19 protein-coding genes and 1 pseudogene are annotated in these 16767 nt (G+C 63.3%); 7 read left to right on the top strand and 13 right to left on the bottom strand.

The features are described from left to right. Positions 1 to 518: 518 nt before the first annotated feature. Positions 519 to 1440: pseudogene (locus tag IAE58_RS12275) on the bottom strand (LysR family transcriptional regulator). Between the two features lie 94 nt (positions 1441 to 1534). Between IAE58_RS12275 and IAE58_RS12270 the strand changes: the two are divergent. Continuing rightward, positions 1535 to 2374 (top strand): type 1 glutamine amidotransferase domain-containing protein, encoded by an 840-nt coding sequence (locus IAE58_RS12270; protein ID WP_199934111.1) that lies wholly within the window; start codon positions 1535 to 1537, stop codon positions 2372 to 2374. Positions 2375 to 2383: 9 nt separating this feature from the next. Here IAE58_RS12270 and IAE58_RS12265 read toward each other — a convergent pair whose 3' ends face one another. Both IAE58_RS12265 and IAE58_RS12260 read right to left on the bottom strand, forming a co-directional pair. Beyond that, the gene (locus tag IAE58_RS12265; protein ID WP_199934110.1) at positions 2384 to 2647 is read right to left on the bottom strand and encodes a hypothetical protein; all 264 of its coding nucleotides are present in this window, start codon (positions 2645 to 2647) and stop codon (positions 2384 to 2386) included. Between the two features lie 134 nt (positions 2648 to 2781). Next, positions 2782 to 4110 (bottom strand): hypothetical protein, encoded by a 1329-nt coding sequence (locus tag IAE58_RS12260; protein WP_200734979.1) that lies wholly within the window; start codon positions 4108 to 4110, stop codon positions 2782 to 2784. A gap of 654 nt (positions 4111 to 4764) precedes the next feature. Between IAE58_RS12260 and IAE58_RS12255 the strand changes: the two genes are divergently transcribed. Both IAE58_RS12255 and IAE58_RS12250 read left to right on the top strand, forming a co-directional pair. Next, complete coding sequence (locus tag IAE58_RS12255) at positions 4765 to 5547, top strand: 3-hydroxybutyrate dehydrogenase (protein WP_199934108.1); 783 nt, start codon at positions 4765 to 4767, stop codon at positions 5545 to 5547. A 76-nt stretch (positions 5548 to 5623) separates the two neighbouring features. Beyond that, positions 5624 to 6043, top strand: a complete 420-nt coding sequence (locus tag IAE58_RS12250) for a hypothetical protein (RefSeq protein WP_199934107.1) — start codon at positions 5624 to 5626, stop codon at positions 6041 to 6043. Positions 6044 to 6086: 43 nt separating this feature from the next. On the opposite strand, the gene IAE58_RS12245 is transcribed toward IAE58_RS12250, so the two are convergent. The 5 genes from IAE58_RS12245 to IAE58_RS12225 all read right to left on the bottom strand — a co-directional run bounded on the left by IAE58_RS12245 (position 6087) and on the right by IAE58_RS12225 (position 10790). After that, positions 6087 to 6776: an Imm52 family immunity protein gene (locus IAE58_RS12245; protein ID WP_199934106.1), complete on the bottom strand. Its 690-nt coding sequence runs from the start codon at positions 6774 to 6776 to the stop codon at positions 6087 to 6089. Continuing rightward, positions 6773 to 7135, bottom strand: a complete 363-nt coding sequence (locus IAE58_RS12240; protein WP_199934105.1) for a hypothetical protein — start codon at positions 7133 to 7135, stop codon at positions 6773 to 6775. The genes IAE58_RS12245 and IAE58_RS12240 overlap by 4 nt, the downstream gene beginning before the upstream one ends. 880 nt (positions 7136 to 8015) lie before the next feature. Next, positions 8016 to 8462, bottom strand: a complete 447-nt coding sequence (locus IAE58_RS19985; protein WP_233615068.1) for a chemotaxis protein CheW — start codon at positions 8460 to 8462, stop codon at positions 8016 to 8018. Between the two features lie 127 nt (positions 8463 to 8589). Then, positions 8590 to 10182, bottom strand: coding sequence for a sensor domain-containing diguanylate cyclase (locus IAE58_RS12230; protein WP_325166851.1), 1593 nt, complete (start codon positions 10180 to 10182; stop codon positions 8590 to 8592). A gap of 104 nt (positions 10183 to 10286) precedes the next feature. After that, on the bottom strand, positions 10287 to 10790 hold the full coding sequence (locus IAE58_RS12225; protein WP_199934659.1) for a hypothetical protein: 504 nt from the start codon (positions 10788 to 10790) through the stop codon (positions 10287 to 10289). A gap of 466 nt (positions 10791 to 11256) precedes the next feature. Here IAE58_RS12225 and IAE58_RS12220 point away from each other — a divergent pair, with 466 nt between their 5' ends. Beyond that, complete coding sequence (locus tag IAE58_RS12220) at positions 11257 to 11421, top strand: hypothetical protein (RefSeq protein WP_199934658.1); 165 nt, start codon at positions 11257 to 11259, stop codon at positions 11419 to 11421. A gap of 10 nt (positions 11422 to 11431) precedes the next feature. Here the strand turns inward: IAE58_RS12220 and IAE58_RS12215 are convergent, their stop codons facing one another. From IAE58_RS12215 to IAE58_RS12200, 4 genes are all read right to left on the bottom strand, one after another. Further along, complete coding sequence (locus tag IAE58_RS12215; protein WP_199934662.1) at positions 11432 to 11893, bottom strand: SRPBCC family protein; 462 nt, start codon at positions 11891 to 11893, stop codon at positions 11432 to 11434. 2 nt (positions 11894 to 11895) lie between these two features. Further along, positions 11896 to 12210, bottom strand: a complete 315-nt coding sequence (locus tag IAE58_RS12210; RefSeq protein ID WP_199934661.1) for a metalloregulator ArsR/SmtB family transcription factor — start codon at positions 12208 to 12210, stop codon at positions 11896 to 11898. A gap of 8 nt (positions 12211 to 12218) precedes the next feature. Then, positions 12219 to 12674 carry an SRPBCC domain-containing protein gene (locus tag IAE58_RS12205; protein WP_199934657.1) on the bottom strand — a complete coding sequence of 152 codons (456 nt, stop codon included), beginning with the start codon at positions 12672 to 12674 and terminating at the stop codon, positions 12219 to 12221. A gap of 102 nt (positions 12675 to 12776) precedes the next feature. Continuing rightward, positions 12777 to 13616, bottom strand: coding sequence for an oxidoreductase (locus IAE58_RS12200; protein ID WP_199934656.1), 840 nt, complete (start codon positions 13614 to 13616; stop codon positions 12777 to 12779). Positions 13617 to 13716: 100 nt separating this feature from the next. Between IAE58_RS12200 and IAE58_RS12195 the strand changes: the two genes are divergently transcribed. From IAE58_RS12195 to IAE58_RS12185, 3 genes are all read left to right on the top strand, one after another. Further along, positions 13717 to 14667: an AraC family transcriptional regulator gene (locus tag IAE58_RS12195; RefSeq protein WP_199934655.1), complete on the top strand. Its 951-nt coding sequence runs from the start codon at positions 13717 to 13719 to the stop codon at positions 14665 to 14667. A 116-nt stretch (positions 14668 to 14783) separates the two neighbouring features. Next, complete coding sequence (locus IAE58_RS12190) at positions 14784 to 15371, top strand: TetR/AcrR family transcriptional regulator (RefSeq protein WP_199934654.1); 588 nt, start codon at positions 14784 to 14786, stop codon at positions 15369 to 15371. A gap of 91 nt (positions 15372 to 15462) precedes the next feature. After that, complete coding sequence (locus IAE58_RS12185) at positions 15463 to 15966, top strand: hypothetical protein (RefSeq protein ID WP_199934653.1); 504 nt, start codon at positions 15463 to 15465, stop codon at positions 15964 to 15966. Here the strand turns inward: IAE58_RS12185 and IAE58_RS12180 are convergent. Beyond that, positions 15967 to 16767 (bottom strand): helix-turn-helix domain-containing protein (locus IAE58_RS12180; protein WP_267910382.1); only part of this gene is annotated, 801 nt, incomplete at its 5' end. It lies immediately after the preceding gene.

Genomic DNA, 16767 nt, shown 5'->3' with positions numbered 1-16767 from the left:
GATCGTTTCCGCCCCGTAGTTGAGTGCGCTAAATTCACTCAGATTGACGATAGGCTCGAAAGTGTCGACGCGCCGCAAATCGATGCGTAATCCGCGGCAATGCTGAACGTTTTTTACGTTATCTGGCGACGGTGAAGCTTACGTCGATCGCCGTAGGTTAGTTTGAGCCTAGGGACTTGTGGTCCCGGTCTGCGATCGAGTGAAAATACTCTAAATAACGAGTGCGCCGATAGACGGCCTCCTTCTAATTGATAATGGCGAATAGGAAGCGGAACTCAAGTTTGAGAAGCTATTGTGGCAAGCCCCATTCATGTAGAACGCGAGACGGCCAGACGCCTTCGCGCACCTGCTCTGTTGATTACGAAGCAACGTGCCCCAATCGCGCGTGCCACAAACGATTGGCGCGGCGGGCTTCTTTGCAACAGTTTCTTAGTCTTGCTCGACAGGCAGTGGCGCTGGATCAGCCGTAGACCCCGAGAAGCGGTTCAAACACAACATCGCCAACAAATATCACAGCCTCAACCACCACCATCCCCAGCCACAGCCGCATTCCCCACCAGCAACTCAATCATCGCCCGCGTCGCCGCTGACTGCCGCCGATGCGGCGCATAGATCACCGAGAACGGTCTCGACCGCCCGCGCAGTTGCGGCAGCACCTCTACCAGCTCCCCGCGCAGCAACCGATCCCGCACGATGAACTCATAACTCTGGCAGATTCCAATCCCCTGTTCGGCCAGCGAAACCACACCCAGCACATCGTCAGAAGTCTCAATCGACGAACGAGGCAGCCAGTCCACATCCCGCCCGCCATCCCGAAACACCCACGGCGCCAACCGCCCAGTCCGCGGCATCACAAACGGCAGGCACAGGTGCTGCTCCAGATCTTCCAGCGTCTGCGGCGTACCCCTGCTCCAGGTACTCCGGCGCAGCCACCAGCACCAGCGCTGCATCCTCCAGCTTCCGCCCCACCAGCCCACTATCCGGCAGCTGCCCCAGCCGAATAGCCAGGTCGAAGCCCTCGGCCACCAGGTCCACGTTGCGGTTGGTGATGTTCAGTTCCACCTGCACCTGCGGGTACTGCTGCGTAAAGCGCGCCAGCACAGGCGGTAGCCGGTAGTGGCCATAGGTGGTCGGCACGCTCAGGCGCACGCGGCCGGCCAGCGCGCCGTCCTGGCGCTGGACGTCGCGCTCGGCATCGTCCAGCAGGCCGAAGGCCGTGCGCACCTGTTCCAGATACAGCCGCCCGGCGTCAGTCAGGCCCACGCGGCGGGTAGTCCGCTGCAGCAGCTGCCTGCCCAGCCGTGCTTCCAGGCGTGTAACCGCGCGGCTCAGCACCGAGGGCGTGGTGGACAGCGCCACGGCGCCGGCGGTGAACGAGCCGTGCTCGACCACAGCCAGGAACACCTCCACATCGCCCAGGTAGTCGAACTTGCGGCTCATTTAGCTCTGCGGGGAATAGATCTTTTGCGATGGGGCCAATTTATCGCCGCTGCGGCGATGAATAAAGTGGCCGCCATTCCCAGAGGAGCTACCCATGAACCTGATGATCCGGCTGGCCGCAGCGCTCGCCCTGACCTTGGCCGCCACCGGCGCCCATGCTGCCAATGTGCTGGTGGTGCTGTCCGACGAAAACCACCTGGACCTGAAGGACGGCAAGGTGCTGTCCACCGGCTTCTATCTCAACGAGCTGATGCAGCCGGTCAAGCTGCTGCTGGACGCGGGCCATGAGGTGACCTTCGCCACGCCGCAGGGGCGGGCGCCAACGGTGGATGCGTCTTCGGTGACGCCGGCGTACTTCGGCAACGATGCCGCACAGCTGAAGGTGCACAAGGACCTGATGGAGAAGCTGGCGCTGACTTCGCCGACGGCCTCGCCGGTGGTCAGCCTGGCGCGCGTCGAGCAGCAGGGCTACGCACACTTCGACGCGGTCTACATTCCCGGCGGCCATGCGCCGATGCAGGACCTGCTGAAGAGCCCCGCGCTGGGCCGGTTGCTGGCCGACTTCCACCAGCGCAAGAAATCCACCGCGCTGGTCTGCCACGGGCCGATCGCGTTGCTGTCCACGCTGCCGGACGCGGGTGGTTTCGTGGCGAAGCTGGAAGCCGGTGCGATGCCGGCCACGCCGAAGTGGATCTACAGCGGCTACCAGATGACGGTGATCAGCAACCAGGAAGAAGAGCAGGCCAAGCCGATGCTGGGCGGGGGTGAGATGAAGTTCTACCCGCAGACGGCGCTGCAGCAGGCGGGGGCGAGGTTCAGCAGCAACACCACGCCGTGGACGGGGCATGTGGTGGTGGACCGCGAGCTTATTACCGGGCAGAACCCGGCTTCGGCGTTGGAAGTGGGGCAGCGGTTGGTGGAGCGGTTGAAGTAGGGCGGCTTCTTACCGTGGATCTTTCACAGGACCCTTGTTGCTGTTGATGATATCTACGAGCTGTGGATGCTTTTGCTCGAAATCCCTCTTCTCCTCTTCTGCTTCCCTTGAATTTTCATGGTCCCAGATGGGCCGGATCCCGCGCTCACCGTAGTACTTGGCGCTTTCCTCTTTCGCAGTACAAATCTCCTTGTATTGCCGCACGAGGCTTTCAATGTCTTCGTCGGAGTACAGACGGCGAAGGTCGTAGAAAGCGGGGTTTCTAACGGGCATGTGTCCATCATCCTTGCGGTCGTGAGTGTCTACGGAAGTCTGGCCGGTCCAGTCGTCGAACTGTCGAAATCCGTCTCGCGGAACTTTGTGAAGAGAAAATCATGGCGCATTCGTAACGATGGCCGACGCTCTGATCAGTCTTTGAATTCACCTGCGATCCTTTCTTTAAGATCCTTGGTGCCAATAAATTTTGTTCTTAACCCAAGTTTTGCATATATGAAATCACCGCGGGTACGCAGCCTCCTGTCATCGGTCACGAAATAATCAGCTTTCCAGGCGTGCTTCAAGTGCTCTGTATCTTGAAGGCTGCTGCGGATCTTGCTTAGTTCGGAAAGTGGCTCTGTCTGATAATTGATCAAGTCGAGGAATTCGCAAAGATGTTCAATGCAGGCTATACATTGCGCATCACTTTCATGTGTGATCGAATCATTCACTAGTGCATTTAGGGAGAATGATTTTCCAATGGTTGCCGCGGACAGCCTTCGATACAGGGCTCGATCGCTATCATGGTCGTCAAGATCAACGTCAACGCCAACTTCGCAAAGGTAGGGGCGAAAAGACGCAAGGAATTCATGAATATCCTTGTTTGCCCGTTCTGACAGTTTTGATCCTCTTGAATAATAAGGGTGGCCCCAATAGTTATAGTTCATGACGCTAATTTTCCGGTCCTCGGCTGCCCTTGTCACGTTCTTCCAGAGAAGGACGCGATCGAGCGTAATTTGAGCGTTCTCCTTCGCAAGTATTAGGCCATTTTTGGATCGAACGAGCATCGTGTTGTCTGTTAGCTTCTCAATTGAGTCAAAGTATTCGCTGAGTCGGGCGCGACTCATTTTTACTCCGTCTTCAATCACGTAGGGGCTGTAGATAAACTGACGTGAAGCCTTTCTCTTAAAATTTTCGATCTGCCGGCGGAAGTTGTTATCATTTGCATACTTGCTAATTACATTCTGGTCGACGTAAAGCAACTCTTCGTATGCGGATGTGCTCGCTGGGTTGTAATCCGTAACTTGCTCTTGCTCCAGGTTTGCGTGGGAAAGGATTTCTAGGTTGCATTTGTTCTGTTTATTAAGATAATGCGTCATTGCCAAGCGAGAGACCTCGCGGCGGATCGCAATTGCGTACTTCTCATAAGGTTGGACGAGATTCGCGGGTATCTTCTCCTTCACGTAGCTTGGGGAAATGACCAAATCTAGCGCAAGGGAAACATGGTTTGAGGCTATTGGTATGCCAAGCAAGTGATGTAGTTCTGCTATAAGTTTGTCGTTTTCTTCATTTTTCCTTTGGACGCCATCGAAGAAATCGCAGAGCATGTTCATCATTATGGAAAATTCAAGGCACGACTGGCAATTTCTCTGGCAGTGCTTCTTGTCATCCACAGCTTGATGAAGGCTCAAGAAAAGTCGCCAGTCTTCAGTTTCAAGCAGATTGGAATATTCGTTGACGTCATCGATCAGTCGTGTCACGAGACGATCAATCATAAAGCTGGTGCAGCGCTTAATAAGGCAGTTCACGCTCTGTCCTAAGGTTTTAGTTATTAACTATTTGATTTCACGGCCTTGATGGTAGAGGCCTAATTACGTCATTGCGGTCGGTGCCCGTAAGTTCTATGTTCAATCTACTTGTTCTAAATATCATTGGTGTTTTGATGTCATGAGGAGGATGGTAATTACTCTTGCCGTCCTCCATGTGGCTGACAGCGGCATTGACTACCGTAACGGTAGCTTATCCGGACTTTGAGAGTACAAAAAGGCACTTGTATGAGGGGGAGAGAGGCGTCTGCCGTGATCTGGCGGCATACCTCGTGGTTAGAGAGCGTTGGATGTGGACTGGGGCATACAATGGCCGAACAGTGACCGAGCCGATTCTTGGCAGCGCTGAAAATTAGGCTCTGTCCGGGAACTGCGTTTCAGCGAGCAGACGCGTGGTTTAGCTGCAATATCGCGCAGGGTCCGGACCGTGTGGTGGTCGACGGCAAGTTCATTACCGAGCCGAACTTGGCTTCGAATTCAGAAGTTGGCAAGTGGTTGGTTGAACGGTTGAAGTTGCGTGGCGTTTAAGTCGTGCCTCCACGCATGGCGTGGATCTACACTGTGCCTCCGTCCCGAGGAAGCTCGCCCATGTTCAGTGGAAAGGTCGCGGTAGTCACCGGGTCCACCAGCGGTATCGGTCTTGGCATCGCCGCCGCGCTGGCCCGGCAGGGGGCCGACATCGTGCTCAATGGCTTCGGCGATGCGCAGGAAATCGAGCGCATCCGCTCCGGCTTAGAGGCCGAACACGGTGTGCGGGTGGCACACGATGGCGCCGACCTTTCTAGCGGCGAAGCAGTACGGGAAATGATCGCCCGTGCCGTGGCAACGATGGGCCGCATCGATATCCTAGTGAACAACGCGGGCATCCAGCACACCGCGTCGATCCAGGAGTTCCCAGTCGAAAAGTGGGACGCGATCCTGGCGCTGAATCTATCGGCGGTGTTCCATGCAACTGCGGCGGCGCTGCCCCACATGCAGCAGCAGGGATCGGGCCGCATCATCAATATTGCGTCGGTACACGGGCTGGTGGGCTCGGTGAACAAGTCGGCCTATGTGGCGGCCAAGCACGGCGTGGTCGGGTTTACCAAGGTAACGGCGCTGGAGAACGCGGGAACCGGCATCACCGCCAACGCCATCTGCCCCGGCTGGGTGCGCACGGCCCTGGTGGAGCAGCAGATCACCGCGCTGGCGGAACGCGAAGGGACTGATCAGGAGGCCGCCGCGCGAGAACTGCTGGCCGAGAAGCAGCCGTCGCTGCAGTTTGTGACGCCAGAGCAGCTGGGGGACATGGTGGTGTTCCTGGCCTCCGACGCCGCGGCGCAGATTACGGGTACGGCACTGCCGATGGATGGAGGTTGGACGGCGCGCTAGCCGTTGGCCAATGCTGCTCTCGCGTTTACTCCCAGTTGCCCGCCACGTTCGCGCCTTGAGGGATGGAGATCTGCAGATGATCAACCCAAAGCTTTCATGCATTCTGACGCTGGCATTGGCGCTCTTACCTGGCGTTGCAGTGGGCGAGGGCTCCCCGAAGCATCCACCCACCTACTCGAACGTATGCATGCACCCCGAATCCGGCGACCTACTCGGGCTGGAGATTTCGTTCGTTGGCGGCGGGGATGGTGGATATGCCGTCGTACAGCGATACGAGGGCGAAGCGACCGCCCCTGAGGTCATGAAGATCAAGCCACGGGGCGATTCTTTGATTCTAATGCATGGGAACACCGAGTCGATCGCTGTGCAGCGGGAAGCCAGCGGACTACGTGTAACCCATCTCGACGGCGCGCAAAGTTCGAATGGCGGAGCGACTGAAACGCTGCCGCCTGCATCGGCGGTCTGGCAGGGAAGGCAGGTTGCGGTGTGCAAGTAACCCTGCCTTTTTGCAATCACGGTAGACCCAACGTCCCATCCAGCTAGAACACCGGCAGCAACCCCAACTCATACATCCGCATTTCCAACACGTTCGCCACCCGCACGTGCTTCTTGTCGGCCAGCTTGAACGCCCCATCCACCGACACCACGATCGATCCCCCCGGCGCGGGCAGAATCAACGCCGCCTGCGGCAATTCCGCCGCGCTCACGGCCCGGCGCACATACGCCATCCACCCCAGGCAGTGCCGCCCGGGGTAGCTTGCACAGGCATCGTGGTAATTCACGAACCGACCATTCAGCCGGTCGTAGACGTCGGCAAATGCGTAGCGGGTGCCAAGTTCGCTTTCCAGCACCGCCAGCATGATGCCGGCGATCCAGCGGGTGGGGTTGGGCTGCACATCAGCGGGCCGGTTGACGACCACGGTCATGGTGCCGACGCCCGGGCTGTAATCAATATTGATCAGCCCGGACACGCGTTGGCCGGTTGGCCGGTTCAACAGCGATGCACTGAACGTGCGCACAGGCGCCAGTTCCGCGCGCACCCGCAGGCGGTGCAGCACGGCGGGCGCATCGTCCAGCCGCAGCGGCACCTGGCCGGGGGCGTTTACCTCGCAGTACCACGTGTCGTTGCCGGGAAAGCGCTGCAGCAACTCGACCAGCTGCAGATAGGCAACCTGATAATCGGTGTGGTGGTGTTTGGCAATCTGGAAGCGGAGAACGACGCTGATCATCCGCGCGGCCGGATGTCCTGACAGACCAGTTCGGCCAGGCTGCGGCAGGCCAGGAACAGGCCATCGACCACGCCTTCGCTCAGGTGCCGGTCGGGTGTGGCCACGGCGCGGCAGCGCTCTGCGGCGTGCAGCACTTCGGCCACGGTGAGCAGACCGGCGGCGGCGCGGTCGATACGGGCCAGGGCCATGCGGCGGCCAAGCGGCAGGTGGGTTTCGGGCCAGGGTTGGCCGTCGGCGCCTTCGCCCGTGCGGATGCGGTCGAGGCAACCGAGCAGGGTGCTGAGGTCGGGCGAGGGGTTTTCGTCGTCGTTGATGGAATCAGCGGGGGCGCTGAAGGGCAGGGCGTTCGGTGCGGTCATGGCGTCGGCTTCCGTGGCAGAGGCACAGCAGCGCCACCCGCGCTGGGCGGGGTGGCGGACGGTGCGTGGCTGCAAACCGGGATGATGTAGCGCCATTGAACCGGTGGATCCGAAGATCCCCACGCACCGCCCGCCATAGACGGCCGACGGATTGCCCGCCGGCACCGGTTAAGGACGGTGCCGACGGGCAAGCGTAAACAACAGCGCAGACATCAGTACGGGTTTGCAGACCCGGCCACCCGTTGTCGGTGGCACGCCATGTTGTTTACGCGTGCACGCTCGGTTCAATCAGAAAAATCCGAAACATGCAGATGCATCGAGAGAGCGGAAACGATTGTCGCATGCACAATCCGTGGCACATGCGACACGAGAGCGCTCGCTCGTGCCGCGGGCGTGGTTGGCGCGACATTAGATGGCGCAAACGGCGCGCAACGCACGGAAATGCGTGACGTTTTCCGCTTAGGAGTAGTTGTATGAGTCATGCCGCACGGAAGCGCGGCAGATAGAGCGCGTACAGCGATGTGGTGCATCGGGCCGATTTGGCGTGCCGAATGCGTCAATGGCCGCTGCGCTCGCCGGGCGTGGGGGGGGGCCGGGCCCGGGGGGGTGGGGGGGGGGGGGCCTACTGCGTCATGGGCCGGGGCGCGCGCGGGGGGGGCCCCGCCGCTACCGGAGGGTGTTGCGGGCGCGGTGGGGTAGCGCCGGGCCATGCCCGGCGGCGCGCAAGGGAGTCGCGGGTGCGGTGGGGTAGCGCCGGGCCATGCCCGGCGGCGTGAAAGGGCGTCGCGGACGCGGTGCGGTAGCGCCGGGCCATGCCCCGCGGCGTGAAAGGGCGTCGCGGATGCGGTGCGGTAGCGCCGGGCCATGCCCGGCGGCGCGATCACGCGGCGATCAACAACATCGGATCGATCAGCGGCAACACGCCCTTGGCACCCAGCGCAACGCTCTGGCTGCAGAACACAAACCCCAGCGAATTGACCGCCCGCACCTGCTCGCGTGGGACGCTTTCAATCTCGCCCACTTCGTCCACGGCCAGGGCCAGCACTTCTATGCTTGCCTGTACCAGCAGCATCGCCGGGCAGCCGGACCCGAACGCAGCCAGCCCGCTGAGCCGGCGCAGATCGACCACCGACAGTGCTTCGTCGCGCACGTTAACGGTGGGGCGGCCGTCGCCGCGTGCGCGGTTGAAGGTTTCAGGGCCACGGATTTCGACAGCGGCCTGCACGTCCACGGCAAACCACTGCTCACCTGCACGTACGGCCAGGAATTCGAAAAAATCATGCGACAACGGGGCCGGTTGACCGGCCGAAGGGGAATGCGGCTGCAAGGGAAATCCAGTGGAAGGGGCGTTGCTGTTGCGCGGCAATGATGCCGCGCCGGGATGCCCGGGTGTGTGCGCGGCAGATGAAGGCCGGTGCGCCCATTCAGCCTCTGCTGGGCATCTGCTGCGCGGATCAGGACGGGTTTTCGCGCCGTTGGCTGCGGCGGCGGTACAGCACGGTGCGGTTGCGGCCGGCGTGCTTGGCCCGGTACAGCGCCTTGTCGGCCTGGCGGATGACCAGGTCTGCATCGGCCTGTGTTTCCGGGTAATGGCTGACGCCGGCTGAAATGGTGACGTGCCCGACGGCGGGGAAGGCGTGCGCCTGGATAACGCTGCGCAGGCGCTCGGCCACCTGCAGCGCGGCGTCTGCGCTGACCTCGGGCAGCAGGGCGAGGAACTCCTCACCGCCCAAGCGGCACAGCACGTCCTGCGGGCGCGCGTTGGCACGCATGCACTGGGCGATGCCGGCCAGCACCTGGTCGCCGGTATCGTGGCCGTGCTGGTCGTTGACGTCCTTGAAGTGGTCCACGTCCAGGGTGATGACGCCGAACGGCACGCCCGAGGCATTCAGCGCGCTGAGTGCGCGTTCTAGCCCGCGCCGGTTGAGCAGCTGGGTGAGGGGATCGGTGAGGGCGGCCTTGTCCAGCAGCCCGATACGGTCGTTGAGGTTGCGGAAGCTGACCAGCACCGCCTGCTTGAGCTGGGCGGCCTCGTGGTACCAGGAATTGACCGCCTTGACCTGGGTGATGGCGGCGCCGACATCCTGGTCCTGTGCGTGCCGGGCCAGTTCCTGCAAGGGCGAGGCAATGCGCCGCGAGCACAGCCAGATAAGCAGCAGGGTCAGCAGCCCCAGCGGCGCGGCATTGCGCAGCACCGTGGCCGTCAGGCTGCCCATGGGGGCCACGGCAGCGTCGGTTGGGCGCTGGGCGACGATGCCCCAACCGGCCGCGGGCACCGGCGCGAAGCCGGCCAGCATGTGCACGCCGTGGCTGTTGCGCGAGTGCAGGGCGCCGGCACGGCCCTGGCTGAGTGCCTCCACGGCGGCATTGCGGGTGGCGGCCTGGCCGACGCGGTCCGGGTCGGGGTGGTAGAGCACGGTGCCATCGCGGCTGACCACGTACAGATACGAGCCATCGTCGTAGGGATGGTTGCCGAGCAGGCTGTGCAGCACGTTGGGGTCGCGCAGATGGATGGACGCGGTGATGTAGCCGGCGTAGTCGCCGTCGGCGTTGAACACGGGGTGGGAGAGGGTGACCACCAGGTTGCCGGTGTGGGCAACGAACGGATCGCTGACCATTGGCACGCGCTGCTGCAGCGCCTGCCGGTTGGCCGCGCTGGTGAGGGCCTTGCCCTGCAGCTCGGGCAGGGCGGGCGAGGTGCCCACCACCACGCCCTGGGCATCGACCGAGATGACGCTGTTGAAGGCATCGGTCTGCAGCTTGACCCGTTCCACTTCATCGTCGTGCGCCGCGGGCTGGGTGGCGTTGCGGCTGAGGCGTTCGGCGCCGACCGCCAGCTGCTGCTGCGCGTTCAGCACGAAGTGCTGGGTGGACTGCGCCAGCGAGTGCGCGTACACCCGGTTGGCTTCCAGGCTCTTTTCAAGCAGCTGCTGGCGCTGCACCTGGTAGCTGGCCCAGACCGCATTGCCCAGCATCACCAGCGCCGAGAGCGCGGCAAGCGCGAGGATCAGCCGTTGCAGGTTCACCCGCTGGATCGATGCGTTCACCCTGCGCCCCCTGGCGGTTGGTAGATGCGCAGGGTACTGCTGGGGGGCATGCCGGCTGTGCACACGGTCTTGATGCGTATTGGACGCGGGTGTGCGGGCGCCGGTCAGCCATCGCCCGGTTCCATTTCCAGCCGGACACGCGAAACGCATCGGGGCTGGGAATGGCTTTCCGTGTTCAGGATGATATGCAGATCCAGTCCATCGCTGACAGTTCGAGAAAAGTACACCATGGGCTTGAATCCAACTGCATTGGTGGAAACGGCGAACCCTGCTGCGACCAACGGGTCACGCAATGATGCGAACGGAATCTTGCAGGCCGCTGACGGCCGAATGGTCAGCTCAACGCTGTGGCCTGGATGACGCTCGTAACGCTTCCACGCAGCAAATTCGTAGCGGGCATGACCGATAGAGCCCTGGACGCCCGTGCGCTCACCGAGACTGTCGGGTGCCATGCCGAGTGCTGTCACCTGCGCTACGTGAAGCGGAAGCATGTCCTGTCGAGACTGAAAGGTACTGGCCATGCGCGCAATGGCCGCGACCAAGTTGTCCGCCGTCATCGCAGGGCCATGTGGCAGGGGCGCGTAGCCACCGGATTTCTTGGCCGACACTGCGCCTTGCGTAGCGGCTTCTTCAACCGCTGCGTCGGACAGGGTGGCCGCTTGGTCCTGCAGGGCGCGGACTGTCGCGTTGGGCGCTGGTCCAGTCCGTGTGTCGTGCGTGGCTGCGTCTTCGATTGCCGGGGCCCCGGCACATGCTTGGGCAGCCAGTACGAGGCTGATTACCGCAGTGCTGCGAATAAGCGAATGCACATCAAGGTTCCCTGTCCAGTGAATGCGTCAGCGTCGTCGGTCAAGCATACGCTGCTTCGGGTCTGGAACCATGCCAGCGGCAGCTGCTGCATCGGGGCATGCTGCGCGGCTTCTGGCATCACGCGCGCCAGGTTGAAGCCGGGCGCACGCCCAGTGCGCCTTCGCTGGCTGGGTCAGCCGTTTCAGCGTAAGCGCCGCGTTTGCTGGCCAACTGAACGTGCTGCTGTTCGCGTGGTTACCTCTGCTGGTACTGATGGCGGCCTGCATGCTGCTGCTTTACCGCCAGGTTCGCCGCCGCGATGCCGGTCTGTTGGACGAAGCGGGTGAGCGACTGCTCAACGCCGAGATGAGCTGGCTGTTCGCCTTCGCCGGGGCGCTGGCCGCCACGATGCTGGTGTGCCGCGTGGCGGGATCAGTGGTGGGGGCGTAGCGGCGCAGGGTCACCCTTTCGGTTTGGCAAACACATCCAGGCCGGTGCCGGTTTCCAGCAGCGATTTCAGGCTGGACAGCACGATCGGCCAGCCTTGGCGGATGCCGGTATCCATGCCGCTGCCTGGCTCCAGATCGTCGTGGGTAACGGTCAGCCGTACCATGTCTTCATAGGGCACGATATCGAACGTCACCCGGCTGTAGCTGGCTGGGTTGTCGGCCTGCGATGCCGCCGCCCAGGTGATGACCAGGCGCGAGGGTGGGGTGCTGTCTACCACCTCGCCGACCAGTTCGACCGTGCGGGCATCGTTGGCGCGCACATGCTGCCAGCGCGAACCGGGCTGCCAGTCCGAAACGTTTTCGTGACCCCAGTAGGTGCGCGCGACTTCCGGGCGGGTGATGGCATCGAACACCTTCTGCGGTGTGGACGCGATGTAGATCACGTGGATGAAGCGGGTGGCCTCGGTGGGCATGGTCATTCTCCTTCCAGTTCGCGTTTCAGGTCATGCAGCAGGGTCAGCCGCTGCTGCTCGAACTTGCGTACCCAGCGTTCGTAGACGTCGTGCAGCGGCACCGGGTTGATGTAGTGCAGTTTCTCGCGGCCACGGCGGACGGTGCTGATCAGGTTGGCGTCTTCTAGCAGGCCAAGGTGCTGGGTGGCCGACTGCCGGGTCATCTGCAGGTGGTCGCACAATTGGCCCAGGGTCTGGCCGTTCTGCGCACACAGCCTGTCCAGCAGGGTGCGGCGCGTGGGGTCGGCCAGGGCTTTGAAAACCTTGTCTGCATCCATGCGGTCGGTCAGTTCCACTCGTCAATCTTGATGTCGCGTGGGCTGGGTTGGCCGGTGCCGGTTTCCAGCAGGGATTTCAGGCTCATCAGGAACATGGCCCACTTGGTGCTGCAGTGCCGGGTGAATTCGGCGCGCTCGCTCCAGCCTTCATGGGTGAACAGCACGATGCTGTACTCACCTTCCTGGCGCAGGGCGAAACGGATGTGGGTGCCGATCCATTCCGGCGGGCCGGCCAGCACTTCCCACAGCACCAGCGTGTCGGGCTGCAGCTCTTGCAGCTTCATCTGCATGACGCCGCGTTCTTCGCCATGGGCGGTGAAACGAAGGTGCAGCGTGCCGCCCGGGTGCTGGTCGCCGGCAGTTTCCTCGGTCCACCAGGCGGCGACGCCCTGCGGGGTGGCCAGCGCCTGGTAGACCTGTGCGACGGGTGCCTTGATACCAACGCGGTGCGCGATCTCGACCATCACAGCGTCCTCCGGTAGGAGGGCGGCCCACGGCGCGGGCCGTCCATGGGGCGGAGAATGGGCAGGCAAATGCCTGCATGTCAATGGCGCCTCGTATTCAGTTCAAACCGGGCTATCGGTGGACCGGCTCAGCGCTTCCCACTGGTCGATACGCTGGGCCATGGCCTGCAGCTTGCCGCGCACCAGGTGCAGGGCATCGCTTCCCAGCAGCAGCTGGCTGGGCGGGGTGGGGCTGTCGATCACCTGCAGCATGGCCTGTGCGGCCTTCACCGGATCGCCCAGTTGCTGGCCGCTCTTGGCCTCGCGCGCGCTGCGGATGGGGTCGAACAGTGCGTCGTAGTCGTCGATCGCGCGCGGCGCACGCACCATGGAACGCCCGGCCCAATCGGTGCGGAACGAACCGGGTGCCACCGCCGTGACATGGATGCCGAACGCGGCCACTTCCTTGCCCAGCACTTCGCTGATGCCTTCCAGCGCGAACTTGCTGCCGCAGTACCACGCAATGCCGGGCATGGTGATGAAGCCGCCCATGGAGGTGATGTTGAGGATGTGGCCGCGGCGGCGCACGCGCATGTGCGGCAGCACGGCTTTGATCAGCGCGGCCGGGCCGAACACGTTCACCTCGAACTGGTGGCGCAGTTCGTCCAGCGTGGATTCTTCCAGGATGCCTTCGTGGCCGTAGCCGGCGTTGTTGACCAGCACATCGATGGCGCCGATCCCGGTTTCGATGGCGCTGACCAGCGCGTCGATGGCCTGTGCATCGGTGACGTCCAGCAGGCGCCCGAATGCGCGGCCGGGTGCGAGGGTTTCGAAGTCGCTGCACGCAGCAGGGCTGCGCACGGTGCCGACCACGCGGTGGCCGGCCAGCAGCGCCTGCTGGGCGAGGGCACGGCCGAAGCCGCTGCTGACACCGGTGATGAGGAAGAGGCGGGATGCTGTCATGGCGGAGTGCTCGTGTGAGGGAGCTTGCACGTTAGTACTTGAGCCCGGCACGGCCCAGGCCTAAGCTTCGCCCGTTCTTGCCTATTTCTACGAGGGTGCGATGTCGCGCGATGAGCCGACCCAGCCGCAGGCACAGGCGCGCATGGTGGAACTGCTGAAGGCGCTGGCCGTGGACGAGGGCTACACGCTGACTGCGCTGCCCGGTGTGCGGCTGCTGCGCTCGGACCGGCCACTGGCGCGCACGCCAGTGCTGTACGACCCGGGCATCGTGATCGTCTGCCAGGGCGTGAAGCGCGGCTACCTGGGTGGGCAGGTCTACCAGTACGACGCGCAGCACTATTTGGCCGTGTCCGTGCCGGTGCCGTTCACCATGGAAACCGAAGCCACCGCCGAGGCACCGCTGCTGGCGATCTACCTGCACCTGTACCTGCAGTTGGCCGCAGACCTGTTGATTGAACTGGGCGAGCGCGCGGGCAGCGGCGAAACGCCCGCGCAGAGCATGATGGCCAGCCCGATGCAGGGCGCCCTGCAGGCCACCGTGCTGCGTCTGCTGGAGGCCTTGGCCGACCCGCTGGAAGCAGATGTGCTGGGGCCATCGCTGGTGCGCGAGCTGTATTTCCGCGTGCTGACCGGCGCGCAGGGCGCGGCCATGCGCGAAGCGTTGGCAATGCGCGGGCGCTTCGGGCGCATCGGCAAGGTGCTGCGGCATATCCACGCCGCCTATGCCACCGCGCTGGATGTGGATGCACTGGCCGCCGAAGCCGAAATGAGCGTGGCGACCTTCCACGAGCATTTCCGCAGCATTACCGGCACTTCGCCCATGCAGTACGTGAAGTCCACCCGGCTGCACCAGGCGCGGCTGCTGATGCTGCGGCAGGCGATGACTGCAGAAGCGGCATCGCTGGCGGTGGGCTATGCCAGCCCCTCGCAGTTCAACCGCGAGTTCAAGCGGCTGTTCGGGTTACCGCCGGCAGCTGAGGTTGCACGCATGCGCCGCAGTTTCGCGCTGCCCGCGCCGGTGGAGGGTGCGGTGTTTGTGTCGTCGCATTGAGGGGCCGCTGTGCATGGCGGTGCAATACCCATCACCCACCGGTAGCGCCGGGCCACGCCCGGCGAGCGCAGCGGCTCACTTGACAGTGGCGTCTACCAACTAGTAGGTTAAGCGGCATGAAAGAGCAGCTCTCCCCGAAAGCGCTGGAAATTCTGGCCCATGCCCGATCGCTGTTGGAAGCCGGTGGTTACAACGGTTTCAGCTATGCCGACGTGTCGGCGCGGGTGAACATCAGCAAGGCCAGCATCCACCACCACTTCCCCAGCAAGGCGGACCTGGTGCGCACGGTGGTGGTGCTGTACCGGGCAGAAGCCCGCGAAGGTCTGGCGCTGCTGGACCGGCAGTTGGGCGATCCGCTGAAGGAACTGAACGCTTACGTGGACTACTGGTCAAGTTGTATTGCCGGCGGTACGTCGTCGTTCTGCATCTGCGCGATGTTGGCGGCCGAGGCGCCGTTGATTCCGACAGAGATCGCCGATGAAGTACGCGGCCATTTCGAGGATCTGAGCGGCTGGCTGACCCTCACCCTGGAAAAAGGCGCGGCGCAGGGGCAACTGCGCCTGCAAGGCTCGGCGGCCGACGAGGCCAAGGCCTTCATGTCGTCGGTGCATGGCGCGATGCTGGCCGCGCGTGGCTTTGGTGACGCGGCCACGTTCGCGACGCTGGCGCGCCTGGCTATCGCGCGGGTAAGCGCGGCAGCCTGAGAGTTGTGTGGTGGGCCTGCGGCTGCGCAGGCCTTTCATTTGTCCATTACACCTACCTACTAGTAGGTTCATATAGAGTCCGGAGTTCTTCATGGCACACCCACTGTCCATCCTCGGCGCAATCCATACGGCCGTCAGCCTGATTCCTGTCCTGGCCGGGCTTTACAGCTTTATCCGCCATCGCGCGATCGACCCTTCCACTCGCTCAGGCAAGGTCTATCTGGTCGGTCTGGTGCTGTCAGTGGCGACGGCATTCACCGTATCCAGTACGGGTGGGCTGAACCCGGGCCATGCGTTTGGGGTGATCGTGCTGCTGATCGCCTTTGGCGGTGTTCTGGCGGGACGCCTGCGCGTGTTGGGGCGTCTGGCGCCGTATCTGTCCACGTTCGCGCTGTCCTTCAGCTTCCTGTTGTCGTTGGTGCCGGGCACCAATGAAACGCTTACCCGTTTGCCGGTGGGGCACCCGATTGCGGCTGCGCCGTTGGCACCGGTCGTGCTGCAGGTACTGCTGTGCTGCGCAGTGGTGTTCGTGCTCGGGTTCGCTGCGCAGTGCTGGCAGATTCGTTCGCGAGCTGCGCGCGTTGGCGTGCGGTAATCAGCACCCCACCAGCCGATCCGCACTGACCGCCCCACGATGCTGGCAGCGGTATTCCGTTGGGCTGGCATCCACCAGCCCGCGGAAGTGCCGGCGGAACGATTCCTGCGACCCGAACCCGGCCTGTTCGGCCACCCATTGCAACGGCCGGTCGGTGGTTTCCAGCAGCTCGCGGGCAAACGCCACGCGCTCGCGGATGAGCCAATCGATGGGCGACAGGCCGGTGGCTTCCAGGAACTGCCGCTGCAGGGTGCGCTGGCTCAGTGCGGCCTGTTCGGCCAGGCTGGCCAGAGAGTGCGCATCGCGGATGTTGCGGCGCATCCATTCCATCAGCTTGGCCAACCGGGTGGGTTCGCCATTGGGAATGGCCCGGCTGACCCGCTGGCTGCGCTCGGCATCGCGCCACGGTGCCAGCACCAGGCGTTCGGCGACCAGATTGGCGACGCGCGCGCCGTAATCCTTGCGCACCATGTGCAGCATCATGTCCATGCCGGTGGCCGAACCGGCCGAGGTGATGATGTCGCCGGTATCGACGTAAAGCACATCGTCGCGCACCTGCACGCGCGGGAATTCGCGGGCGAGGGTGTCGGTCAGCCGCCAGTGTGTGGTGGCCTGGCGGCCGTCGAGCAGGCCGGCCCAGGCCAGCACGAACGCGCCGGAGCAGATGCTGGTGATGCGTGCGCCGCGTGCGTGGGCACGGATGAGCGCATCGAGCAGCGCCTGTGGCGGGGGGGGGGGGGGGGGGGGGGGCCCCCCGGGGGGGGGGGGGGGGGGGGGGGGGGGGGGGGGGGGGGGGGGGGG

It is taken from the genome of Stenotrophomonas sp. S49 (assembly GCF_016624905.1).
In the GTDB taxonomy this organism is placed as follows: domain Bacteria; phylum Pseudomonadota; class Gammaproteobacteria; order Xanthomonadales; family Xanthomonadaceae; genus Stenotrophomonas.
This window is presented reverse-complemented; position numbering and strand designations above follow the sequence as displayed.